Consider the following 24,293-nt stretch of genomic DNA (forward strand, 5'->3'; position numbering starts at 1 on the left):
GGCGTTGACAGATGGGGCTAAATGTCCTTATCCGCGCCCCGGGATCTGCGAATCAGTGGCTGGGTATGGTGGCGGTGTAGTTGACCGCATCCGGGCCTGGATCTACCACTTCCAAGGAGATGTGAACCGGTTGCCCACTGGGCATGCGGGTAGCTCCGGCCAGTTCTCCGCCCAGATACTCTTTGGGGGTAAAGCGGCGGAACGCCACCTGTTTGCCCTGCAGATTGCTGAACGTGAGGGCGAAATCGGGGAACGGTTGCTCAAAATTGGCGGTATTGAGCAGAATACTGTCGATGATGAGCGTGCCTGGAGTTTCGGGATTGCTCCGTACCACCAGATTGTACGCTTTTACGCGGCGCGGATCGGACAGTGACGGCAAGCTGCAGCCGAGCATGGGGCAGATTGCGGCATACCCCTGTCGCCAGGGTTCGGTGCGGCTGTATTCGTCAAATTTAAAGTACGCCAGCTGAGTCACAATGCCCAGGCAGGCCAGCAGGCTCAAACTGCCCCACAGCAGGCGCTTGGGCCAGGGAGACTTTTCGACATGCCAGTCCATTTCCACCGGGGCGGGGGCGATACCGTGAAGCAGAAGGTCGTGTTCACTCTGTTGCGGCTCGTCCTGATAGGCCTCATCCAGTGCATAATCCGGAGGTGTGTCGTTTTGGGTTTCACGGTCGTCAGCGTTTTCGCTGTCAGCATCATCAGTTGTGTCCCGCTCACCGGTTACGCTGAACAGTGGCTCGCGGCGTGAAGAGAAGGATTCACCCAGTTCGCTGTCGAGGGTATCGTCGTCCAGGGCGTTGAAACTGCCTGTCGAGATGCGGTCATATTCACCGCTGTGATAATCCTGGGTTTTCGAGGTGTCGGTGAGTAGCGGATCAGAGGACTCTGAGTCCAGCGTGCTCTGGCCAGACAAGTCGCCGCCCAGATCATCCAGCGCCTGGTCGCCAAAGGATTTGAAAAAGTCGGATTCTGCTTCCTGTTCTGTCGCAGGCTGCTCTTCATAAGGTGCAGGGTCAGAAGGTGCAGAGTCGACATCGGATTCCATCTCATGCAGCAGTTGTTCGGCCCAGGATTCGTCGTCGGATGCCTCGGATTCCAGCGTTTTGGCTTTCTTTTGCTTGCGATCGAACAGTGAGCTCTTGGCTGAGCTGGAGCTGTCGCCACCGCGGAAATCATCACTCAGCTCTCCCAGACTGAAGCCTGTGGCGGCCTTGTCCTGATTCATGTCATCTGAAATCAGCATGTCATCTTCAAGGTCAAAGTCGTCCGTCAGGTCGTCTTCGTCGGAAGTGTCAGTGCTGTTTTCATCGTCAAACAGGGAGTGGTTGTAGTTGGCGCTGCTGATGTCGAGATCCGAGTCATCCTCATCACTGGAAAAGATGCTTTCCTTTGCGCTGGCGGGCTCTGTCTCGGAGACCGATTCCGGCTCTTCGTGGGCTACAGGTTCGTTTTCAGACTTTTCCGGTTGAGACTCAGGCTCTGACGCTGGGTTGGCGGCGGTTTCTGACGGCTCGTTTGACGGGGTGTTTTGTTCTTCCGGCAAAGGAAGAAGATGCTCTTTAGCACGAAAAATTTGCAAGCATGAGCCACAGCGTACCGCACCCTTGGCTGTTTGCAGCTGGGCGTCGGTAATGCGGAAGGAGGTGCTGCAATGAGGGCAGCATGTCACCCTGTCTGCCATGGCGTCTGTTATTCCCTGGAGCGTTTCGGTAGCGGGAGAGTTTAGTCGTTCCCGCGAGGGGGGTAAATAAGCGGTTGGCGTTAGATGTTGGATGTTTGAAGAGGCGCAAGTTTCTCTCGCTCAGAGCAGGCGCAGGTTAGCGGTCTCTTCAAACGGCAATTCCGCCCCTGATTTAGCGTTTGGTGGCGGTCAGACAGACCCATTCCTCCTGCTGACGAATCGGATCAAAATCGAACCAGTCGCGGTAGGCTGTCATTACGGTTTCTGCCTGAGTGGCGAGGATCCCGGACAGGCACAATTTACCGCCAGAGCGTGTCAGTGCGTTCAGGTTGGGTGCCAATTCTGCCAGAGGGCCTGCGAGAATGTTGGCTAACATGACATCCACCTGCAGTTCCGGGCAGTCTTTGGGCAGGTAAACCGGGAAGTTGTCGCGGGCAATGCGGTTGCGATCGGCGTTGTCGTGGGTGGCCAGCAGAGCCTGCGGGTCAATATCGGTACCGGTGACGTGGGATCCGCCCAGCAACAGGGCGGCCATGCCCAATATGCCAGAGCCGCAACCGTAATCGACGAAGGTTTCGCCGCTGAACGGCCCTTGTTCTGCCAGCCATTGCAGGCACATAAATGTGGTGGGGTGAGTGCCGGTGCCGAATGCGAGCCCCGGATCCAGCATCAAATTAGTGGCCTGCGGATCGGGGGTGTCGATCCAGCTGGGGCAGATCCATAAATCGTGACCGCAGTGGATGGGTTGGTAGTTTTTCATCCACTCCCGCTCCCAGTCCTTGTCCTCCAGCAATTCCCAGCGGTGGCTTGGCAGCTCGGAGCCAAAAGCCTGTGCTGCATTGTCGGCTGTGGTTTTGGTGTCGATGTCGGCATCAAACAGACCGGTGATCAGAGTGTTGTCCCACAGCGGAGTTTCGCCGAGAGCGGGCTCCAGAATAGGTTGATCCGCTCTGTCCTGCAGGGTAACCGATACCGCACCGGCCGCTAGCAACGCATCTTCGAGGTTTTCGGCGTGGGCGCGGTCAGTATTCACGTGGAGTTGTAACCAGGGCATAAGACTTCCAGCAGCGGTTGAAGTGGTAAGAGGGTATTGGTGTTAGCCGGCGTCTGTCGTTGGGATCAGGAGCCGGCGGCCGTAGCAGGTTTCTTCAGATCAGCATCAGGAACCGGCTGATGCCCGGGTTTTCGCCGGGATCAGGCGTTCCTGAATGCGCTTCAGAATTTTGTCGGCGCTGAGTCCAGCTTCGTCCAGCAACACATCGTGCTTGCCGTGATCGATGAACGTGTCGGGCAGCCCCAGTGGTAGCAAGGGGGTGGTAATTCCCTGTTCGGCCAGCCATTCCATTACCGCACTGCCTGCACCGCCAGAGACGGTGTTTTCTTCCAGCGTCACCAGCAGATCGTGCTCATCGGCCATCTGTTGAATCAGAGCGGTGTCCAGTGGTTTGACGAAACGCATGTCACAGACACTGGCGTTGAGCTGTTCGGCAGCAGTGATAGCCGCAGGCAGCAAGGTGCCGAAGTTGAGAATGGCCACTTTTTTGCCTTCGCGCTTGAGGGCGCCTTTGCCGATGGGTAACGCGGTCAGGGCTTTATCTATCGGGTAGCCGGGGCCGGTACCGCGTGGATAGCGCACCGCACCGGGGCCGTTAAATTCATAGGCGGTGGTCAGCAGCTGACGACACTCGTTTTCATCACTGGGGGCCGCAATCAGCATATTGGGGACACAGCGCAGGAAGCTCAGATCGAAACTTCCCGCGTGGGTTGGGCCGTCCTCACCCACCAGACCGGCGCGGTCGATGGCGAAGGTGACGTCCAGATTCTGAATGGCCACATCGTGGATTAGCTGGTCGTAGGCACGCTGTAAAAACGTGGAATAGATGGCCACCACCGGCTTTTGCCCTTCGCAGGCCAGTCCGGCACCCAGCGTCACGGCGTGTTGCTCGGCAATGGCGACGTCGTAAAAACGGTCCGGGAATTGTTTGGCAAAGTCCACCATGCCGGAGCCTTCGCACATCGCAGGGGTAATGCCGACCAGCTTGCTGTCCTGTGCTGCCATATCGCAGAGCCAGTCACCAAAGATGTCCTGATACTTCTTTTTCTTCGGGGCTTTGGGGGCGGGGGCGGCTTCCTGAACCTTGGGCTTGGGCTCAATTTTGTTCAGTGCGTGATAGCCCACCGGGTCCGCTTCGGCCGGTGAAAAGCCTTTGCCTTTTTGGGTAATGATGTGCAGCAGTTTAGGGCCGGGCAGGTTGCGCAGATTGGTCAGGTCGTGGGTCAGACGGTCGAGATCGTGACCGTCGATTGGGCCGATGTAATAAAAGCCCAGCTCTTCAAACAGGGTGCCCGGTGACACCATGCCTTTCATGTGTTCTTCGGTTTTACGCGCCAATTCCCAAGCCTGAGGGATCTTCGAAAGCACCTTTTTGCTGCCTTCGCGGAAGTTGGTGTACAGCTTGCTCGCCCAGACTTTGGAGAAATAGTTGGCCAGTCCACCGACGTTGCGCGAAATCGACATGTTGTTGTCGTTGAGCACCACCAGCATATCGGTTTCGGTGTGCGCGGCGTGGGTCAGAGCTTCAAACGCCATGCCGGCGGTCATGGCGCCATCGCCGATGATGGCGACGCTCTTGCGCTCGCTATCATCCATTTCTGCCCCCAGTGCCATGCCCAACGCAGCGCTGATGGAGGTACTGGAATGGCCGACACCAAAGGTGTCGAACTCGCTTTCGGTGCGCTTGGGAAAGCCGGATAAACCGCCGGCCTGACGCATGGAGTGCATCTGTTCGCGGCGACCGGTCAGAATCTTGTGGGGGTAGGTTTGATGACCCACGTCCCACACCAGCCGGTCTTCCGGTGTGTTGTAGCAGTAGTGCAGAGCGATTGTCAGTTCCACCACGCCCAAGCCGGCTCCGAAATGGCCGCCGGTCTGGCCAACGGTGTAGAGCAGGTATTCCCGCAGCTCCCGCGCCAGTTGCGGCAACTCTTTTTCATCCAGTTGGCGCAGTTCGGCGGGTGAGTTCACCTGATCCAGCATTGGGGTCAGGGGACGGGACAGTGGGATTTCATCAAACATGAGTGCTGTTGTATTGCTCTGGTCTAAAAGGGGGATTTTAGGGGGATAGGCTGGCCTTGCATAGGAGTTTTATTGCGATGGGCGTGGCGCATGGGGCACGAGGGCCCCAAAAGACCTGTTTTTGGCATCTATTGCAACTTGCTTTGCTGAGCTGGAGAGCTAGAAGCGGGCGCTAACGACGGCACTGGTTGACTGGCTGAAGGAAGGGCTGTGGGTTTATTTGTCTCGCTCGACTATGTAGGCCGACAGTTCCCGCAGAGTATCCGCCTGTTCGTCAAAGTCGCCCAGCGCCGTCAGGGCTTGCTGGTGAAGGTCGCGAGCTTTCTGTTGTGCTCCTTCCAGCCCTAGCAGAGAGACATAGGTCGGCTTGTTGAGTGCGATATCAGCGCCCTGCTGCTTGCCCAGGGTTGCGGTGTCTGCAGTGACGTCAAGGATGTCATCCTGCACCTGAAACGCCAGACCGATGGCGTCGGCATAGGTTTTCAGAGACGCCAGATGCGCGGGACTGGCGCGCCCGGTGGCGGTGGCTCCCATGATCACGCTGGCGGCAATCAGGGCACCGGTCTTCAGGTTGTGCATGTGTTGCAGTTGTTCGAGGGTGAGGGCGCTGTTGACCGAGGCCAGATCTATGGCCTGACCGCCGACCATACCCTGTGCGCCCGATGCCTGAGCCAGCTGCTGAACCAGTTGCAGGCGGGTGTCGCTGTCGAGAGCCGGAGCGCTGGACAGGCTTTGAAAGGCCTGTGCCTGCAGCGCGTCGCCCGCAAGAATGGCCGTCGCTTCGTTAAAGGCAATGTGGCAGGTGGGTTTGCCGCGGCGCAGGTCGTCGTCGTCCATAGCGGGCAAGTCGTCGTGAATCAGACTGTAGGCGTGAATGCATTCCAGCGCGCAGGCTACCTGATCAATGGCGGGGGTAAAACTGCCTCCCACGGCTCTGGCGCTGGCGTAAGCCAGTACCGGACGTATGCGTTTGCCGCCGTTGAGCAGGCTGTAGCGCATGGCCTCGATCAGGGAAGGTTCACTGCCGGTCGTGAGAGAGCTGAGTGCGGCATCGAGTGTGCGGTCAATGCGAGTTTGGCTTTCGCTCAGAAACTCGGCCAGAGGGATCTTCGTTACAGATGTCATGGTCGTCACTCACAGCTCATCGGCGTCGGGAAACGGCTGGGCCACCAGCTGTCCCTGTTCCTCTAGCAATAGTTGTACTTTTTGCTCGGCTTCAGACAGGCGGGTCTGGCACTCGCGAGTGAGCTTGATACCCGCTTCAAAGGCTTTCAGAGACTCTTCCAGACTCAGGTCGCCCTTCTCCATGTCTGTGACCAGAGCTTCTAACTGTTGCAGGGAGGTTTCGAAATCAACGGCTTTTTTCTTGGCGGCCACAGTGCGGTTCTCATGGAAGATAAACAGAAGCGCAACCCTACCGAAGGGGGCTGATCAGGTCAATCTGGAGGCCCGTAAATACCAACCTCTGGGTGACGTGAGAGGTTACTCATGGGGAAATGTTGCACCGTACAAAAGAGATAGAAAAGAAAGGGTGGGGATTTTTCCAATCCGGCCGATAAGGAAGATATGTCTTTTCAGCGGGTACCAGGTGAGGTTTTCTCTGGTCCCTGTCATGCGCCTGAGTGCAGTGATGCACGCAGGTCAACTGAGTGAGTGTTACGGGGGTATTTGTGGATTTAGCAACCATTGTGGGAAGTTTGGGGGCGATCGGTCAGATTATCACCGCCATGTTGATGAATGGCGATGTGACGATGTTCGTCAACGGCCCTTCCTTGGTGATTGTGATAGGCGGCAGTCTGTTTGCGGTGATGGCCAAATTTGGATTAGGGCAGTTTCTGGGGGCTGGCAAGGTGGCAGCAAAAAGTTTCTTTGCCAATGTCACGGATCCTGCTGAGCTGATCGATGAGATTGTTGAGTTGTCTGATGTTGCTCGAAAGGGTGGGCTGCTGGCACTTGAAGGCAAAGAAGTGGGCAATGAGTTCCTGCAAAAAGGCATTCAACTGCTGGTCGATGGGCATGAGCCGGACGTCGTCAAGACCATGGTCTCCAAGGATCGTACGCTGGCAGAAAGTCGGCACAATACGGCGGCCAGTATTTTTTATTCGCTGGCCACCGTTGCTCCAGCCATGGGTATGATCGGCACCCTGATTGGTTTGGTGGCCATGTTGGCAATATGGATGACCCCAAGGCCATTGGTCCAGCCATGGCCGTTGCGCTGTTGACCACGTTGTACGGTGCGGTACTGGCCAATGCTATTTTTGAGCCGATGGCGGACAAGCTGAAACTGCGGGCCAATGAAGAAGCCACCATCAAGAAACTGGTGCTGGATGCTTTGCTGGCGATTCAAGGAGGACAAAACCCCCGAGTCATTGATTCCATGCTGCGCACCTATCTGCCGGAAGGCAAGCGTGAGCTCGCTGAGGCAGAGTGATTGTGATGGTTGAGGAAGAGCAAGAATGTGATTGTCCAGCAGGGTTGCCGCCCTGGATGGCAACCTTTGCGGATTTGATGTCGCTGTTGATGTGCTTCTTTGTGTTGCTGTTGTCGTTTTCCGAAATGGATGCAATGAAGTTTAAACGTCTGGCCGGCTCCATGGCGCAAGCGTTCGGAGTGCAAAATCAGTTGAATGTGGTGGATGTGCCGAAAGGAACCAGTGTGATTGCGCAGGAGTTCAGTCCGTCCATTCCCGAGCCGACGCCGGTTAATGAAATTTGGCAAAAAACCAAAAACCTCACAGAAAATTCTCTCGAAGTAAATTGTACAGAGGAGTTCGATGTAGAGCAGGGCGAGAAAAATCTGGAGGCGGGTGTTCGTGCTCGAGTGAAAGAAAAGCTGGAAGAGCTGATTGCCGAAACTCAACAGGATGCTTCGGACATTGCCACCGCCCTGCACGATCAAATCGTAAATGGCGAAGTGGAAGTCGAAACTCGCGGGCGAAAAATTATCATCAGAATTCGGGAAAAGGGTTCTTTTGAAACTGCCTCAGCTGACTTGCAAGAAGGCTACTATGATGTGCTGGATGAAGTGCGCGGAGTGCTCCGGGAAAAACAGGGTAAGATTCTGGTGGAAGGCCACACAGATAATCTGCCGATTTATACCGCTCGTTTCCGTTCCAACTGGGAATTGTCATCGGCACGCGCGGTCACCGTTGCTCAGGAATTAATGAAAGGCGATATGAATCCGAGGCGCTTCACCGTGTCGGGCCATGCGGATACGATTGCGTTAGTGGATAACTCCACGGCGGAGAATCGCGCGCGCAATCGCCGCGTAGAAATTGTGGTGCAGCAAGGATTGGATCAGGAGCTTGAGGAGCAGGATATTAAACTGCTACAAGAGCAAGGGCAGGATATTATGCGCGATCTGGACCTGGATCCTGGTTACCTGTTTGAGCTTAAGCCGGACGAAATATTCTAGAAAATGTTTTGAAAAAATACGGAAACATTGATTCAGTAAAATGAGTCGCTTCGTCCGTGTAAAACGCTATGAGGATATTGCCATCACCGTGTGCGATATATCTCACACACATTGCAGTTATTCGCCACTATTTTAAATGGTGGGATCAGCTATTATTACTCATGCATTGGATGCATGCGTAAGGAAGCGCGATAGGGAAATAGGAAATAAATCAGCACGGATTAGGGAATTTGCTGAAAATTGAAGGACTTAGGGTAAGAAAATCCTGTGAGAATGTGCCCCGACGGCAGGACGCTGTCGGGGTTTTTTCGTTTTAGGGGGAGCGTTTTGCGATGAGCCCGCCATGGCAATAGGCTTTCCTTTCCGGTCGTTTCTTCTTGCAGTGGTTTTGTCATCTCTGTGTAAAAAAGCTGTTGTTTATTTGCCACAATTTAATCGATTTGGGCGATGATATAAGCTTGACTCCCCGCCCCCTCCGTCGGATACTGATTCGCAAGGTTACTTTTTAACCGTGTGTTCGTTTCAGAGGAGGTTCAGCCTTCACCTGTTATAACGTCTTCTTCCTTCGTATCGCAGCTTTTTCGAGTCGATACCCCTGCTGCAAGCCTTTGAGCCTTGCCTGCTCCTCTTTCTCTCTGTGTTTTAGCAACCCACCTGATTTATTCATACGCTCTGAGTGGAGAACAGTATGATGGATGCGCGTATTCTCAGATTAAACGCTGCCGGGCAGCCACTGGAGTGGATTGACTGGCAGGTGGCGGTTTGTCTCTATGCCCGTGATCTGGTGTCCTGGAGTCTGGGCGGGGTGGTGCGAAAAATTTACGGTGGTTGTTCCCGGATGACCGGACGGCAAAGCTATATCGAAGTGCCGGCCATTTTGGCGTGTGGGGGTGGGCGTTTGGCTCCGATGCGTCAGGTGCCGCCGCTGAGCAATCCGGCGTTGTTTGCGCGGGATAACCACCAGTGTTTGTATTGCGGACGTTATTTCTCAGCGAAAGAATTATCGCGTGATCATGTTCAGCCTCGCAGTCGCGGTGGTCGCGATCGCTGGATTAACGTCGTGGCAGCCTGCAAACGCTGCAATCAACGCAAAGGCAGCTGGCTGCTTGAAGAGATCAATATGGAATTGATTGCGTTACCATATTGTCCCAATGCGGCGGAATATCTGGCTCTGATTAACGGCAGTCGTATCCGAGAAGATCAGGCGGAATATTTGCGGCCACAATTCTCTCGTTTGTCTCATTTTTAAAATAGCACCCTGCGCGCTTCACTTTTGGTCTTTTTGTTTGCTGACCTGACAGTCAGGCAGACATTACCTCTCTATTTCTCCGGATTTCTGATAATCCTGTCCTTCGTGTTCACCCAGCAGTCCGGGTTGCGTTATGATGGCTGAACAATAAAGGCGTAAAGCTGACAAAAAACAAGTTTCTAAAAAACTGGCTCGTTGAGAAGGGATTGCAGTGCAAATCAAATCAGAAGAAAAAACCGGTCGGACGTCTGCAGGACGTTTTGACGATATTCTTCAATATCAGGGACGTTCAGCCTTACGCAGTGACAGCCGGATACGTCGCAAGGCTATTCTGGAGGCAGCGCTCAGGGTGATTGAGCGAGATGGCGTCCGCGGTGTTAAGCATCGGGCAGTGGCCGCCGAGGCGGAAGTCCCCTTGGCGGCGACTACCTATTACTTCGATGATATTCATTCACTGTTGCACGATGCGTTTGTTCATTATGTTGAAACCCACTTAAGTACTGATTCTGCCCGATTGCAGGAACAGGGCGTTGAGTTGCTGAAGTCAATTCTCGGAGAGAATTTGGGCGCGGGCACGACAGATATGACAGAAGAGAATCGTCGGCGCCTGGGGCAGGGCATTGTGGATGTTCTGTTGGCGCATGTTAAGTCTCAGGTGGATAGTGCCTCTGAGCGACATGTGGAAGTGGCTTTCCGTCATGAGGCTCTGCGAAATACCGAATTGGCAAAATTGGTGGCGGTTCCCCACCGGCTTCAGTTGGAAGCGATTCGAGATTTTTTTGCGATGTTGGGGTCCCCCAGTCCGCTTGCCGATGCACAGGTGACGATGGGTACCTTGTTTTATCTTGAATACAATTTGCTGCTGGTGGGCGGAGATGACGAACAGTGGGCTCTGGCTGCGTCGACCTTGCGACGGATGGTAGAAGGTCTGTTGCGTTTGCCAGAAGTTTAGCCGCTGTGTTTAGTTGGGTGTGACTGTGCACAATCAAGACCGTTTATTCTTTTACGGTGTTCGTAATATCCTTCGTTGTGTGGGTGTATGGTTCTTGCTACCGGCGCTGGCCTGGAGTTGCCAGCCGCAAACCGAGCTGGAAGAGGTTTACTGTCAGCTACGAGGGAAAGGCATTGCGCTGCCGGCTTTGAATGATTTTCGTCGCAATGATCCCAAAACCCAGTGGTTGTTGTTAAAGCGACCGGCGGCCCGTGAGGGAATCTCCATTAGCCCCGTCAGTTCAGTCGCATCGGCTGAGGATACGAAAGCCGTAGAGCGCTCTCCGGCGCATTCAGAAAAACAGAAGAAAACTTCCGTTTCCACCAGAGAGCATTTGGTTGAATCACTGGATCAGGCCAGCTGTCAATTGGTTGGGGAGTTAATCCGCTGCCAGGAAAAAACCTTTCACTTTGTCCTCAATCGACCGAACCACCAGTTGGCAAGTAACAGCTTGTCAGCTGCCAACCGACTGCGGTTGCCGGAGTTTGATTCCCGCTTGCAGTCGCCAGAGCAGTATCTGTCGACCAGTTATCGACATTATATTGAAAAGATGCTGGCCATTGGCCTGGGCGCGTCGACGATGAGTTACAGCAAATTCTATTACATTTGGGAAGACACCAAGAGGCAGAAGCAAAGCTTTGCCGCTCGCTTGGAGACCGTGTTTGAATTTCTCAAGCGCGACAAGAAGAGCCTTGGAGTAAAGCCCCGCTACGATCAGGCTATGCCTGAGGACTTGTCGTGGTGTCAGGCTCTCAGCCGCGACCTGTGGGTGTGTGACAACATGCATCGCAATTGGGTGTATCAGAGTCGTCACTGACCGTGTCAGCGTATTTTTATTCATCCAGCAGTTTGCCAGCAGTCAATGCGCTATCCATCAATTACCCATCAAGGCACTAAGCTGCGCTCGTTGTTCGTCGTTAAAAGGCAGGCTGCATTTATTGGTGAAGTCGTAATTCACCAGTGTGGTTGCTGATTCGACCACATGGTTGCCGCTCTGATAGATATTCTGCGACAGTGTCAGCGAACTGTTGCCTAGTCTGGCGAGGTGGGTGTGTACTTCGACATCGGTGCCGTGAAAGGTCTCGTTACGGTAGTTGATTTCAATCTTGACCATCATAAACGGATTTCGGTCTTTATCCAGATGGGCCATAAAGTAGCTCATCCGTCCCTGCTCCAGCCAGGCTGCATAGCTGACGTTGTTGATATGACCGAGGGCATCCGTTTCGCAAAAACGTGGGGTGATGGTTTCAATTTCAGTTGTTGCCTTTGGGGTTGGTTGTGTTGCCACGTGAGTTCCTCGGTTGTATTGCGTGTCTGCTGATTTGTGTAGAAGGGGCCCATCTTACCACTCAATGGCCTGGCTGAGTTTGTGCACTTGGGCCTGTTCGTCTGAGGTGAGTGCTTTGTAGCCTCGGAGATAGGGCCAGCCGTAGCCCCAGCGAAAATTTGTGGGCAGGTAAGGGCTCCCGCCAAGGCGTACGCCGGTGAGCATCAGTTGGGCGATGCGAGGCTCGCCAAGGGCAACCACGCATTGTCGAAGCGCCTCGTCGCTGGCCAGCCTCTCTGTTTCGGTACCACCTTTCCAGTAATCGTAATCGTGCTTTTGGCAGCAGGTGAGCCACAGTTTCTGATCTTCCAGTGTGCCATTGGGAAAAATGCTGCAGCCGTCACTGGTAAAGGGATGCAGAGACAGGTTCTGAGGTGGTTCCGGCGAGATTTCCTGACCATGGGTTGGTTCTGCCAGCAGAAGAGCGGTGAGCAAGAGCGGCAGAGCGGTAAGAAGCCGTGGCGGAGTTCTGGCGTTTTTAGGCATCACGGATCGCAGGGTAAACCGGTCTGGAAATATGCATTTGGAGGGTCATCATTGGGTCGTATTGCCTCGGGGTTCGTGCGTATAATTGGAAATTATAAATTGAAGCCCGTTAGGAGAAAACTGATGATGTTACGTCTGTGTGTATCTGTTGCTCTGTTATTGAGTGTGTCTGTTACCACCCAGGCTGCAGGTGATGCTGCTGCGGGTAAATCCAAAGCGGTGGTTTGCACCTCATGCCATGGGGTCGATGGAAAAGCGATGATCCCAACTTACCCGAATCTGGCCGGTCAAAATGCGCAGTACCTGGAATTGTCATTGAAAGCCTACAGAAACGGTGAGCGTAAAGCTGGCCAGGCTGCCATTATGGCGGGGATGTCGTCGTCACTGAGCGATGAAGATATTGCCGATCTGGCGGCGTATTTCAGCTCCCTGTAAGACGACGTTGGATCGGGAACGTCAATGCGACGGAGGTCAGGAGTTTCCGCTGCATTGATTGGTTCATGGATTAGCGCGACCGGATCGCTGAGACGTTTACTGTTCTGCCGCCAAAAACTCTTCCACTTTCTCCACCATCTTCTTTGATCCTACGAAAAACGGCGTGCGCTGATGCAGCTCCTCGGGTGCGATGTCCATAATGGCTTCGTCTGGATTGCATACGGCTTTACCACCCGCCTGTTCTGCCAGAAACGCAATGGGATTGCACTCGTACAGCAGGCGCAATTTGCCACTGGGGTAGTTACGGGCCGTGGGATAGAGGTAAATCCCGCCTTTGATCAGGTTGCGGTGAAAGTCGGAAACCAGAGAGCCAATGTAGCGTGACGTGTAAGGGCGCTGGGTGGCGTCATCTTCTTCCTGACAGTATTTAATGTATTTTTTGACGCCCGCAGGGAAGTGGATGTAATTACCCTCGTTGACGGAATAGATCTTGCCCTCTTCGGGCATCTTCATGTTCGGGTGAGACAGGCAAAAAACGCCCAGACTTGGATCCAGTGTAAAACCGTTCACTCCGTTACCGGTGGTGTAGACCAGCATGGTGGATGAACCGTAAATCACATAGCCGGCAGCGACCTGTTTGTGGCCCGGTTGCAGAAAGTCAGCCTGGGTGACCGGCTCTCCCACAGGGGAGACTCGGCGGTAGATGGAGAAAATGGTGCCCACAGAGACGTTCACGTCAATATTGGAAGAGCCATCCAGTGGATCCATCAAGACCACATACTCGCCTTCCTGGCTGTTGCCCTCTTCAAAGTTGACGTATTTGTCCTCTTCTTCCGAGGCGATGCCGCAGACGACACCGCGAGCGGCCAGGGCCGTCTTGAACTTCTCGTTGGCGTAGACATCCAGTTTTTGTTGTTCTTCGCCTTGAACGTTCTCAGAACCCATGGCGCCGGTAATATCGACCAGACCCGCTTTGTTGATTTCGCGATGCAGCACTTTGGCGGCCAGACGAATAGAAGAAAAAATAGAAGTCAGGGCGCCGGTAGCCTGCGGGTGCTCGGCCTGGCAGTCGATAATAAATTCACCGAGGGTTTTGGTCATTTCCATAGGGGATAGATTCCGTCCAATAATAAAGTAACGACAAAGGCCAAAAAGGCCTGTTTATAGCTCCTAGTGTCCCGTTTGAGTACGGTTTGTCAACGCTTAATCCGGAAAACCGCTCGAGTTTGCTCGTCCAGAACACGACAGTTGTTGCTTGTGTGAACAGGCCCCGATTGGAGTCTGGACGTCAGGAAGCCGGAAAGCCGAGGTAGGGATCAGGCGGGAAGGGCGCGGGAATCTTCAAAGACGGCGCCGGGAGTCGGCGAGATGGTGCGGTCTTCCCGCAGCGCACCTGCGGTCTTGCCACTCCAGTTTTTGATGGCTCGCCTCAGGCTGGATGAGCTGGAAAACCCCATCAGTTCGGCCACTTCATCCACGCTGAGGGAGGACGCCTGAAGGTGAAGCGCGGTGAGCTCCATCCTCACCTGGTGAACAATATGGCGGAAATTGGTATTTTCATTGGCCAGTTTGCGGGTCAGAGCCCGGGGGCTTAGCCCCAGTTGTTCGGAAATTTGCTCGAGAGTGACCTGTTCATTGAAGTGGTAGCTGATGTGCCAGCGAACTTTGGACGCTACGCTGACATTCAGGTGTGAGGTATTAAGTTCGTTTTCACACTGCTCAATAATGCGTTTGTAAGTGGCTGAGCGCAATTCCCGCCAGGGTTCAATGAGGAATTGGTAGTGGCAGGAGACGGCGGACTGTTTGGCGCCAAAGGTGACCTTGTTGCAAGGCAGGTTGTCATACAGGTAAGCGTGTGCCGGTTTAGGGTAGGCCAGTAGTGCGTTGACCTCCGTGTTGTCGACCTGCTTGTTGCCACACAGGTCGTAGATTCTGAGAGTGACTGCCAGACGATATTCGATTTCAAACAGATCCAGCTCCGGGTGGTTATGCTTGGGGGCAAGAATGCGCAGAGGATTGATCATAATCCCGTCTTTGTCGACGTAGACACTGGGCTGCCCTGCCAGCATATTGTAGTGAGGCTGAGCGATGGGTAAAAAGCGGCGCATGGCGGCGCCTGCATTTTTCAGGCTGGGACTGCAGGTGACCACTGAGCCAACTGAGCCGTTGTAGCCCCAATCCATTTTCATTCCCGTCAGCAGGCCCAAGCCTGGTGTGTTGCAGAGCCGGATGCCATTCTTCAACAGTTGGGTTTGTTGAGTGTAGGATATTTTGTCGCCACGGCGACCAAAGAAACTGCGATGGATGCCCGTGTCTTTTAGCAGTAGTTCGGTGTTGGCGCCCAGTCGGGTGAATACCTCAATAAATCCCATTGGATGCAGCTCAAAGGGAATGACTTTTGAGTGTACGTCCATTGTTCTACCGTATTATTTGAGTTAGATGAGTAAGGTCAGACACAGAAAATAGGGTGTTGTAAAAGCGTTATTATCTGGCTGAAATTGAAGTCTTACCGTTAATGTGGCTAATCTTTTATTGGGACTTGGTACGCATTTATTATTGTTTGTTGCCTATCTTACTCTGTGTGAGAGGGAGGCATTTTAGCTGGCATTGAACACTGAATAAGTGCTGTTGTGCATAGTGTTAATGATAGGCTGAGGCCTGTCAGACGGACAAGCGCATTTCATACAATATTATGAGAGGGCGGGTGCTGGTTATTGCGGTAATGTGCGGGGGTTTTTAAATTGGAGGCCTGATTTCTACAGGTTAGGTGTTAGAAATCAGATCAATTGATGATTTACATATGGGTGCTCCAGTGAATAATAAAAAAATTATAGCGATCGTTCTTGCTTCTGTGGGTGTTGTGGTTGCGGCCTTCGCCGGTGCAATCTTACTGGCCGAAATGCAACCTGTTGCGGTGAAGCCGACGCCCGTGTTGGCCTCAGATCGAGAGCCATCAGAAGTTCGTTATAACATTTATAAGGACGATACAAAAAATAATATGTCGACGGCCTCACAAACCGAGGTTGATTCAGGCGTCCGGTCCGGTGCTCAGTCGAATGATACTCAAGATCAAGTTACTTCAGAGAATCCAATTTTTGATGCGGAAGGAATCTTTGAGGCGACTCAGAAAGTTCGTGTGGATGAAAATGGAAACGTCATTCTTGATCATGATGCCATGCTCGCCCTAAATGAAGCTCTGGGTCAGCAGGGGCTGGATATGGATACCCTGTCTCTGGCGCAACTCAAAGACCTGATTCAGGTGGCAATGCCCGGCAAGGCGGGAAGTCAGGTGGCTCTGGTGGTAGGTAATTATTATGAATACCTGAAAGCCAAAGACGAATATGAAAAACTCAATCAGGACAACCACCTGGTTCAGGACTATGACGCGCGAAAAGAGAGTATTGACGCATTGAGAGAGTCCTACTTGGGTTCCGACGTAGCAGAAAAGCTGTTTTCACAGTCCGATGCCGAAAGCGAGTTTATGCGGGATAATTTTGAGTTGGCCTCCAATAAAGACCTGACGAGTGAAGAGCGTCAGAAGCAGAAGGCGGAGATTGCCGCGAAATATGTCAATAATGTTGTGGCTGCCAATGGCTGGGATGGCCGGTACAAAAAATTTGTCAGTGATAAAGAAAAGTTAGTAGAGGGTGCGGGAGAAGGCGGTTTATCCGATGTCCAGAAAGAGAAAGTGATGAAATTGTGGGAATCCTATTTTTCTGAGGAGGAGAGAGAAAAAATGGAATCCCTCCAGGTTCCAGTTCTGTAGATTAATTATGAAAAATTTGATTTCTCTCTTCGTGATGTTTGCTTTGCTCATTGTTAGTGCTTTAGTGAATTTTCATGACTTTGTTGGCAGTGTAGAGGCTGATCATATTCAAATCAGTGCGAATGAGTTTTATCGTGAGCGCTATTATGATGGCGTTTTTTTTGATGAGATTGCTCCCGATGCTACGCATACGAATTTTAATAGCGTCAGTAAATCGCTCAGTAAGCTTACTTTTGACAGAGACCTACCTAGTGAGGGTGAAGGCGGTGTTGAATCTTTAAGCTCGGATGAGCTTCTGGATTTATTGAGTGCGATCGCGAGGCCCATGTCTGATTCTGATGTGGATCTTCCTAATCAGAGTGTTGAAAGACTTCAGTTCTTGTTGGTGAAGAGTTTGCCCGGTAAAAGAGGTGAAACACTTTCAAATCTCCTGCCGGGTTACTTGTGCTATAACCGAGAGAAAGAAATCCTGGATGAGAAATTTTCAAAACAAAAGAATAATTTGTCCGCTCAACGTAAAAATTACAGTGAGCAAATAGCGGTCAGAGAAGCTTGTATGGGGAAAGTGGCCAGTGATCGCCTGTTTCAGAAGTCCGACAAGTTAACCTGGTATATGTTTGATCGATGGGAGATCATGTCAGACAAAAGCCTGACATCGGAAGAAAGGAAAGACAGATTAGATCAATTGATGAATGAATTCAGGCCGGCGGTTGCCCAGGAGACCCGTGGTGAGTACTGATGTTCTAGAGTCTTCTGAAGTGAAACAGTCTGCGCGGGTCTCTGCTGTCGTACCCGGTTGGCTTCAATCTTTTCTGGGGGCCGTGCTGACGGGGTTCCTTCTGGCGCTGCCGTATAACTACCCTTCATTATACCTGCTGACCTGGATTGCATTTGTTCCTCTGCTTTGGGTTGCAAGAGAGGCTTCTCCTGCTAAGGCCTATGCGCTGGGCTTGTGTTCTGGTTTGGTAATGTACCTAACCGCAGCGTTTTGGATTATTGATTTTATTGAATTGTATAAGGGTCTGGACGGTGTTGGGCTTGTTGCGGGGGCTGTGGTTTTCTGGGTGTGTTGTGCGCAGCTGCCGGCCTGCTTAATGATGCTGTATCGCTGGATTTGTCACAACTCTGGTATCTCTGGGTTGTACGTCTTTCCAGTGCTCTGTGCTGTAATCTATAGCTATTTCCCCATGCTGTTTACCGTTCAACTTGGCGAGAGTCAGAGTCAGTTCCTTGTAGCGCTGCAGGCGACTGAGTTTTTTGGTGTTGCAAGCCTGGATTTTGTCATTGCCTTAATCAATGTGTTTTTTTTCATGTTGCTGCACAAGCGTTATGGCACGGGCTCGTCTGGACAGATAAAAAGTGTATCTACCCCAGTGCAGGTTTCGGTCTGTTGTTTGTTGGCCGTATGGCTCGGTTATGGTGTGTGGGCACTTGATCGCTGGGAGCAGAAGGTTGAGGGTTGGCCGGTCAAACAGGTGGGTATTGTACAGCCGAATGAAACGCCATCTGAATCTCTGCCGCCGCCAACTCCTGGCTATAGCCGAGCTTATTCCCCGGAAATGGCGCTGTCTGAGAAGTTGATAGAAAAGAATGTGGACCTTATTGTTTGGCCTGAAACACGATACAAAGGCTATTTTTCATACCCTCATGTGCGCAACGCACTGGAGACTCAAGTCTCTGCATCAGGGATTCCATTGGTTTTTCAGGATACAGAAGAAATTGATCAAGGGTTAGAGCGTGAAATGCACAATACGGCTGTATTTCTAAATGCTGCTGGAGATTTAGACGCGCGTTACCGAAAAATTAAACGGGTACCCTTTGGAGAATATGTTCCCCTGTTGGACTACGCGTCTTCTGCCAAACAATGGTTTTACGATAATGCGTCCGGTTTTTTTATCGATTTTTTACCCGGCGACGGGCCAGTTTCTTTTCAGGTGGGTGAGGTCAGTCTGGTTCCCTTGATTTGCTATGAGGTGATGTTCTCACAGTTTACTGCTCAAGCTGTTTCAGAAGGAACGTCGGGTCAGGTAATCGTCGCCATGTCGAATAACGGATGGTTCGGCGATAGTTTGCAGCCTTATCAGCATATGAATTCGTCAGTATTGAGAAGTGTTGAGAATCGTGTGCCGATGGTTCATGTCACCAATAATGGACCATCAGGTTTGGTTCTCCCCAGTGGGAGATTAGTGGCGCAAACGGCGTATCACACGAAAATGGCAGCGGTACTCAACGTGCCATATTCCCAAGAAAGCAGCGGCAGCTTTTTTAGCCATCATCCATTTGTGTTTTCAAACACCCTGTTCGCCGTGTTGTTTGGGCTTTTTTTGATCGCGCTATGGCGGCGTTTTGGTTGAATGTTGACCGGTTTTTGGGTCGGGCTACCGGTTCGTACAAGCTTATTGCTCATGGTGGGTATTGTGTTTTGAGTGGCCGTTCTGACTATTATCTGGAAACTTATGTCATACACCATTCTGCTTTACCTCCTTACACTCCGTGTCGGAAAGCACCTCTGTAAAGACAGTACGTGCTTTTTCTTTTCTCAGGTGATCTGTCTCACTTGGATGATGTGATTGATATTAAATAGACGTAAACGGAGTATAAAATGCAGATCCAATTTATAAAAAAACTGGCCCTTCTGACGGCTGCTACATGTTTTTCATTTGGCGTGTCGGCCGGTTCTCTTTCGGGATCATCTGATGCCGATAAAATGATTATTGGTGATTCAATTTTTGCGCTCTCTGGGGATATCCATGCCTACCTGGAAGACGATCTCAACGAAGGTATCGACACCCATGCGCGCAGCGGCTGTCAGATGAACGGCGGTAATATTCTTTGTAGCAGCCGTTACAATGTTCCTAACCAGTACGATGATGCCAGTAAGCGCGGTATTGAAACAGTCATCATGAACGGTGGCGGTAACGATTTCTTACTGGGCGATGGTGGCGATTGCACAACCCAGGCCTGTACACAGGAAGTCCTGTTCGCGATTGAAGAAACCATCTCCGGTCTGGTTGCTGATATGCGCAATGATGGTATTACCGAAATCGTATACCTGGGTTATTACTATGTGGGTACAGAAGACGATGCAGTGAATCAGGCTTCTATGGACTATAAAGCCGCTAACTACCCAGCGATGGGTATCAAGTTTGTCGATTCCCGCAATGCATTTCTTGGGAATGAAAGCGCTTATATTTCCAGTGACGGTATCCACCCAACAGCTGCTGGCTCAAGAGTACTGGCGACATTGATTGAGAACGCACTGGATTAATTCCCGGAAGAATTGTCGTTTTCATGGAAGCAGCATCGGTTGATGCTGCTTTTTTTATGGGTAATTTGAAGAGGTATCCCGATATTATGAAGGCACTTTGTCTATGGCGCAGCTGGATGCAATGGATTGTCCTGTGTGTGTCAGTGATTGCTCTCACCTCCCAGGCGTCTCCTGCAGGCTCATCATCGCCGGTATCGCACAAAAACTCACTGGGTATGACCTTTGTCAGAATAGAGGCGGGTTCGTTTCTACAGGGGGCGCCCTCAAGCGACCCTGACTTTGATGTCGATGAGGCACGTCGAGAGGTGACAATCAGTCAGCCCTTCTATTTACAGACCACGGAGGTGACACAGGGTCAGTGGCTGTCGTTGATGGGTGTGAATCCGTCAGCCTTTTCTTCGTGTGGTCCTGACTGTCCGGTAGAGCGGGTGAACTATGAAATGATCCAGGTCTTTATCGACAAGTTGAATCAACTGGACCCTAAGGCAAGCTATCGATTGCCCACTGAAGCAGAGTGGGAGTATGCCGCCAGAGCGGGCACAAGCAGTCCATTTAATACGGGTGATTGTTTATCTGAGTCGCAGGCAAACACCAATGGCAAAGCGGTGCGGAAGGGGTGTGAGCTGTTCGAGCGGAGCCAGGGGCCTGTTGCGGTAGGGAGTTATCCTCCTAATGGGTGGGGGCTGCACGATATGCACGGCAATGTTTGGGAGCTCTGCGAGGATTGGTATGGCCCCTATTCGTCAGGCAGTGCCGTTGACCCGAAAGGGCCGCAATCTGCTCAGTATATAGTGCTGAGAGGCGGAAGCTGGCGGTTTTACCCAACATTTTCACGCTCGGCGAACCGTCTGAAAGCGTTTAGAAATATCGGTGGATTTCGTTTGGTTAGGGTGGCGGCCCCGCCTGCGTAGCCCAAGGCAGATACTCCGGCGTCGTCGGAGTGTCTGCCTCACACTTCAGTTGTTCTATTATTCACTTTAGGCGTTTCATTTTAGCCGGCGATTTCTTCTAAGTGTTCCCGAACATATAGACATTTGAAACCGTGGCTCTTATTCTTTTGTATTAGGGTTGGTGTTGCTTTTCGCGCCATGAGCTCCCTCATTAAAGGACTTTTTGTCAGGGTTTTCCCTGATTTGCGTGTGGCTTTTGGCTTGTTTTGCACGTGTAACAAAAGGAATAGAAACTTAACCGCGAACCATTGATTGCGGTTATTGCTTAAGTGAGTGAATTTGCATGGTAGCTTTACCGCGCAACCTGATTGCCTTCCTGCTTCTCTGTCTTATGGGGATAACGGCTTCTGTCGCTGATAATTCTGTCCGGGAAATACCGGATGTGGTGTTGGCTGAAGGAGAAGCCTCTCACCGTATAGAAGCTTTACGTTACAGCATCACTAAACGGCAGCAGCGCTCAGCCGCGGTTGAAAGCCCTTCACTAGTTAGTCATTGGCAGCCTTATACGGGAAAAGAAAGCAGAAGCGTTAAAAATGATGAGTCCTTGTGGCTCAGTTTTGTGGTCAATGCGGAAAACCTTAAGCAGGATGAGCGCTGGCTGCTTTCTCTGCAGCTGGCGACACTCAATCACGTTAAAGTTTATACCTATAACAAGGTGACCGGTGAGCGCTGGGAAAGCCGTGCCGTGGGGCTGAAATACCCCAACAAAGAGCGTTACAAGCAGGACCGGCACCCGGCCTTTCCTTTACAGCTTGAGCTAGGAGAGCCCCTGCAGGTATTGGTGGAGATTCAGGCTCCTAATTTGGTGGCCGTCCCGCTACAACTAATCGAAGAGCACGAGTTTGAAGTCCTCAGCGATTTTGATTTGTTGGTCCTTGGCTTGGTTCTGGGCACCCTGATGATCATGAGCTTATACAATTTAAGCTTGTTTATTTTTCTCAAAGATTACGCCTACCTTTATTACACCGCCTATATCGCCTGTGCTTCTCTCTATCTGGAGGCGATGACGGGGATCGGCCCCTATTATTTGTGGCCGGGGTATCAATGGCTTACGGACTACGGTTTGTTAACGTTTGCTGCGTTATCTTTTTTTATGGCGACGTTGTTTTTGCGTCACTTTCTCGAATTACACCGCTACGGTGGAATCATACTCCACAGCAATACAGCGTTCCTCGCGATTTGGTTGGTGTTTGCGGTATGTTTTAGCTTTTCTTATAGTCGATTCCTGTTTTCCGCGTTGGGTATATTGTCGATAGCGTCATGCGTTGTGGGTATTGCTGTAGCGGCTTATCTCGCGTGTAAAAGAAGCATTCCCGCGATGATCTTTGGTGTTGCCTGGTTAGCTTTGATTTTGGGGACCCTGGTGTTTTCCTTAATGCTGGAAGGCGTTCTGCCTTTCAACTACTTCACGGCGTATGCACAGATAGTTGGTATGGTCGTGGAGCTGATTCTTTTATCATTTGCATTGGCTTATCGTATATACCAGGATCGGCACAAGAAAGAAGTGGCGCAAGGGGAGGCGTTAAATCTGGCTGTGCGGGTGAGCCAGGAGCGCAGTCAAAGGCTGGAAGCACAGAGAAAAACTCTGGAGCTGCAACAAGGGCAAACCGAAGAGTTGGAAACTCAGGTGGCACTCCGGACTCGTCAATATGAAGAGGCTATGGAGCAGCTGGAGGAGGCCAATACGAATCTGTTGCGCATATCCATGACCGACTCACTCAGTAAGCTCAGTAACCGTCGTTGCTTTGATGAAATGGTGATACAAGAGTGCCGTCGGGCTTATCGTAGCCGGGAGCCTCTTGCGATTGTGTTGTTAGACATTGATCACTTTAAAGCTGTGAATGATACTCATGGTCACAGTGTGGGGGATGAATGCATCCGTCGGGTGGCTGAAGCTCTGGGGGGCGTGGTGAGTCGGGCCGGAGACATCCTGGCTCGCTATGGTGGAGAAGAGTTTGTGTATCTGTTGCCGTCGACCTCTGCCAGTCAGGCGGAAATCGTGGCTGAAAGAGGCAGAACTATTATAGAGACTATGTCGATTGTCACATCGGACGTAGAATTATCACTGACCATCAGTGTCGGTGTGGCAGCCTGGGTTCCAGAGTCGGAAAATGATTACAGTGAACTGATTGAAGAGGCTGACAAAGCGCTATATCAGGCCAAATCCAATGGGAGAAATAAGGTGGTTGTGTATTCTGCAATTCCCGCCGAGGATTCCGTTCTTCCTTAAAGGTGTTTCTTTTAAGCTGTTGAGCAGTTAATTCGGCAGTACGAGTCGAGTTGTAAGTCAGAGCACAGTCAGTATAAAAACAACTTAAAGACATCGATTCAGAAACAAAAACGGCAGCCAATGGCTGCCGTTTTTGATTCTAAAGAGTCTACTTCAACATCGCAGTATCAGTAGTTACAGTTCTCGCGGTATTCGGAGATGTTGTAATCAGACTCGTGATTTGGACCGCACAGGAACTGATCGTAGCGATAATCGAAATCGATGAAACGCTTCATCCAGGCAATGCCGTATTTACCCAGAATGTCTTCATCAGACTCGCCAGAGTTTGCACAGAAGTGGTCGCCATTGTTAATTTCCAGAAACGCTTTTGGTGTGCTATTCGGTACGTCGTTATAGAACGGAGACGCGTGAAGACCAACAGCCGCTACAGCATCATTTTCACAGGCCAGAATCAGGGTTGGAGTGAGAATGTCGTCAAAGTCGTTTGAACCGCTGTAGTAAGGTGCTTGTGGGATGATTGCATTCAGGTCACGATCGGTGGCCAGTTTCAGTGAACCGCCGCCCCCCATAGACCAGCCAATTGCACCAAGGCGTTCGCTATCAACCATGCCGCTGATTGGGCTGCTGCTGGAATTACTTTGGTCAATAACGTAATCCAGAGCGGCACTGATCTGATTGGCACGGCTGTCAGGTTGGTCATAGATGCTGTTTGTATCGATTGTGATCACAACAAAGCCGTGAGAAGCCAGACGTGGTCCCCACCACTCGATACTGCTCTCATAAGACACATAGCCAGGAATAACGGCAATAGCACCCATCTGACCTGAAGTATTAGTTGGGTAGTGGATGGTGCCGCCGCCAAATCCGCTGACAAAAGAAGAGACGTTACGGGTGCTGACGTTGTATGGTCCGCTGTTAGCTTCCAGTGAGCTTACGGTGGGATTAGGGCCGCGAGTACAGTTTGTACAAGGATCTGATGGCCCTGGGGTCGAGCCGCCGCCGCCGGTCGAGGCAAATGCACTCGCAGACAAAAGAATGGCGCTCGCGCCAGTTAACAGCTTATGGAGGAAGGAGTTTTTCATAGAGTTTTCATCCGAGTTGAGTTACGTAAGAGGCCTGACAATTAACTTGGACGGATATCCTTATGGATATTGCCCGCGAAGTTACTCAGAACTTCTCTTACTAAAATTATTGTTATTTAAGTGACTCGATAAACCCGTTTTATTGTTATCGGGTGTTTCAAGTGCTGAGCACACTTTGTTGATGTGTGCAAGGTGAAGTTATCAGGGGATATGGGGTCGGGCAATGAAAGTGAGTGGCTTTTTCATACAACAGCATGAGATATGTTTCCATGAATGACATTCTGTCTTAATGGTGTGAACTGTTTTTATTTTTAGTCGATTTACGGAAGGGTTTT

The 24,293-nt window shown here is 51.6% G+C and carries 21 protein-coding genes and 1 pseudogene; 12 read left to right on the top strand and 10 right to left on the bottom strand.

The features are described from left to right. Positions 1-52 precede the first annotated feature (52 nt). From ACTG33_RS00830 to ACTG33_RS00850, 5 genes are all read right to left on the bottom strand, one after another. Positions 53-1,684 carry a DUF3426 domain-containing protein gene (locus ACTG33_RS00830; protein WP_439133266.1) on the bottom strand — a complete coding sequence of 544 codons (1,632 nt, stop codon included), beginning with the start codon at positions 1,682-1,684 and terminating at the stop codon, positions 53-55. A gap of 172 nt (positions 1,685-1,856) precedes the next feature. Next, positions 1,857-2,738 (bottom strand): 50S ribosomal protein L11 methyltransferase, encoded by an 882-nt coding sequence (gene prmA, locus ACTG33_RS00835; RefSeq protein WP_439133267.1) that lies wholly within the window; start codon positions 2,736-2,738, stop codon positions 1,857-1,859. A gap of 105 nt (positions 2,739-2,843) precedes the next feature. After that, entirely contained in the window at positions 2,844-4,760 is a 1,917-nt protein-coding gene (gene dxs / locus ACTG33_RS00840; RefSeq protein ID WP_439133268.1) for a 1-deoxy-D-xylulose-5-phosphate synthase, read from the bottom strand. 216 nt (positions 4,761-4,976) lie between these two features. Further along, a complete protein-coding gene (gene ispA, locus ACTG33_RS00845; RefSeq protein ID WP_439133285.1) occupies positions 4,977-5,885 on the bottom strand; it encodes a (2E,6E)-farnesyl diphosphate synthase in 909 nt (302 codons plus the stop codon). 9 nt (positions 5,886-5,894) lie between these two features. Then, entirely contained in the window at positions 5,895-6,137 is a 243-nt protein-coding gene (locus ACTG33_RS00850) for an exodeoxyribonuclease VII small subunit (RefSeq protein ID WP_439133269.1), read from the bottom strand. A gap of 293 nt (positions 6,138-6,430) precedes the next feature. On the opposite strand from ACTG33_RS00850, the pseudogene pomA reads away from it, so the two are divergent. The 5 genes and pseudogenes from pomA to ACTG33_RS00875 all read left to right on the top strand — a co-directional run bounded on the left by pomA (position 6,431) and on the right by ACTG33_RS00875 (position 11,231). Continuing rightward, positions 6,431-7,191, top strand: a pseudogene (pomA, locus tag ACTG33_RS00855) (flagellar motor protein PomA). Between the two features lie 5 nt (positions 7,192-7,196). After that, positions 7,197-8,174, top strand: coding sequence for a flagellar motor protein MotB (locus ACTG33_RS00860; protein WP_439133286.1), 978 nt, complete (start codon positions 7,197-7,199; stop codon positions 8,172-8,174). A gap of 691 nt (positions 8,175-8,865) precedes the next feature. Then, positions 8,866-9,423, top strand: a complete 558-nt coding sequence (locus ACTG33_RS00865) for an HNH endonuclease (RefSeq protein WP_439133287.1) — start codon at positions 8,866-8,868, stop codon at positions 9,421-9,423. 211 nt (positions 9,424-9,634) lie between these two features. Then, entirely contained in the window at positions 9,635-10,375 is a 741-nt protein-coding gene (locus tag ACTG33_RS00870) for a TetR/AcrR family transcriptional regulator (RefSeq protein ID WP_439133270.1), read from the top strand. Positions 10,376-10,400: 25 nt separating this feature from the next. Next, on the top strand, positions 10,401-11,231 hold the full coding sequence (locus ACTG33_RS00875; protein ID WP_439133271.1) for a hypothetical protein: 831 nt from the start codon (positions 10,401-10,403) through the stop codon (positions 11,229-11,231). Positions 11,232-11,288: 57 nt separating this feature from the next. Here ACTG33_RS00875 and ACTG33_RS00880 read toward each other — a convergent pair whose 3' ends face one another. Further along, positions 11,289-11,702, bottom strand: coding sequence for an acyl-CoA thioesterase (locus ACTG33_RS00880; protein WP_439133272.1), 414 nt, complete (start codon positions 11,700-11,702; stop codon positions 11,289-11,291). A gap of 54 nt (positions 11,703-11,756) precedes the next feature. Beyond that, positions 11,757-12,227: an FAD-binding oxidoreductase gene (locus ACTG33_RS00885; RefSeq protein ID WP_439133273.1), complete on the bottom strand. Its 471-nt coding sequence runs from the start codon at positions 12,225-12,227 to the stop codon at positions 11,757-11,759. Positions 12,228-12,350: 123 nt separating this feature from the next. Between ACTG33_RS00885 and ACTG33_RS00890 the strand changes: the two genes are divergently transcribed. After that, a complete protein-coding gene (locus ACTG33_RS00890) occupies positions 12,351-12,662 on the top strand; it encodes a c-type cytochrome (RefSeq protein WP_439133274.1) in 312 nt (103 codons plus the stop codon). Between the two features lie 96 nt (positions 12,663-12,758). Here the strand turns inward: ACTG33_RS00890 and fbp are convergent, their stop codons facing one another. Beyond that, positions 12,759-13,769, bottom strand: a complete 1,011-nt coding sequence (gene fbp / locus ACTG33_RS00895) for a class 1 fructose-bisphosphatase (RefSeq protein ID WP_439133275.1) — start codon at positions 13,767-13,769, stop codon at positions 12,759-12,761. A 209-nt stretch (positions 13,770-13,978) separates the two neighbouring features. Continuing rightward, positions 13,979-15,076: a helix-turn-helix domain-containing protein gene (locus tag ACTG33_RS00900; protein WP_439133276.1), complete on the bottom strand. Its 1,098-nt coding sequence runs from the start codon at positions 15,074-15,076 to the stop codon at positions 13,979-13,981. Positions 15,077-15,474: 398 nt separating this feature from the next. Between ACTG33_RS00900 and ACTG33_RS00905 the strand changes: the two genes are divergently transcribed. From ACTG33_RS00905 to ACTG33_RS00930, 6 genes are all read left to right on the top strand, one after another. After that, positions 15,475-16,428: a lipase secretion chaperone gene (locus ACTG33_RS00905; protein WP_439133277.1), complete on the top strand. Its 954-nt coding sequence runs from the start codon at positions 15,475-15,477 to the stop codon at positions 16,426-16,428. A 7-nt stretch (positions 16,429-16,435) separates the two neighbouring features. Next, complete coding sequence (locus ACTG33_RS00910; protein ID WP_439133278.1) at positions 16,436-17,167, top strand: lipase secretion chaperone; 732 nt, start codon at positions 16,436-16,438, stop codon at positions 17,165-17,167. Then, positions 17,157-18,782, top strand: a complete 1,626-nt coding sequence (lnt, locus tag ACTG33_RS00915; protein ID WP_439133279.1) for an apolipoprotein N-acyltransferase — start codon at positions 17,157-17,159, stop codon at positions 18,780-18,782. Before ACTG33_RS00910 ends, lnt begins: the two co-directional genes overlap by 11 nt. A 248-nt stretch (positions 18,783-19,030) precedes the next feature. Beyond that, complete coding sequence (locus tag ACTG33_RS00920; RefSeq protein WP_439133280.1) at positions 19,031-19,696, top strand: SGNH/GDSL hydrolase family protein; 666 nt, start codon at positions 19,031-19,033, stop codon at positions 19,694-19,696. 86 nt (positions 19,697-19,782) lie between these two features. Then, positions 19,783-20,607, top strand: coding sequence for a formylglycine-generating enzyme family protein (locus ACTG33_RS00925; protein WP_439133281.1), 825 nt, complete (start codon positions 19,783-19,785; stop codon positions 20,605-20,607). Between the two features lie 322 nt (positions 20,608-20,929). Continuing rightward, positions 20,930-22,876, top strand: a complete 1,947-nt coding sequence (locus ACTG33_RS00930; protein WP_439133282.1) for a sensor domain-containing diguanylate cyclase — start codon at positions 20,930-20,932, stop codon at positions 22,874-22,876. A gap of 167 nt (positions 22,877-23,043) precedes the next feature. On the opposite strand, the gene ACTG33_RS00935 is transcribed toward ACTG33_RS00930, so the two are convergent. Further along, positions 23,044-23,958, bottom strand: a complete 915-nt coding sequence (locus ACTG33_RS00935) for an alpha/beta hydrolase family protein (protein ID WP_439133283.1) — start codon at positions 23,956-23,958, stop codon at positions 23,044-23,046. Positions 23,959-24,293: the final 335 nt, after the last annotated feature.

The sequence above is a fragment of the Pseudomaricurvus sp. genome (genome assembly GCF_965662505.1).
Classification (GTDB): domain Bacteria; phylum Pseudomonadota; class Gammaproteobacteria; order Pseudomonadales; family Cellvibrionaceae; genus Pseudomaricurvus.